We start from the raw sequence: 270 nt of genomic DNA on the forward strand, positions 1-270 counted from the left end.
TGATGTGGCTGGAAATCCTGCAACGCAAGTTAATAGAACAGTGAATGTGATTCCTGATACAACGGCACCTGTTATTACTCTTACGGGAGCAGCGTCTATCGATATTAATGTTGGTGATACTTATTCTGAATTAGGCGCTACAGCTTCTGATAATAAAGATGGTGACATTTCTGCAAACATTGTTATTGATGGTGATACTGTTAATTCTAATGTAGCAGGTACTTATATTATTACTTACAATGTTTCTGATGCGGCTGGAAATCCTGCAAC

The 270-nt window shown here is 38.1% G+C and carries 1 protein-coding gene; it reads left to right on the plus strand.

What is annotated here, in order from left to right; translation table 11 throughout:
- Window positions 1-270, plus strand: a 270-nt coding sequence (locus tag ACH5TX_RS00160) for an immunoglobulin-like domain-containing protein (RefSeq protein WP_439337543.1), incomplete at both ends; no start/stop codon positions are given.

Source organism: Thalassobellus citreus (genome assembly GCF_044385915.1).
GTDB classification, from domain to species: Bacteria; Bacteroidota; Bacteroidia; order Flavobacteriales; family Flavobacteriaceae; genus Thalassobellus; species Thalassobellus citreus.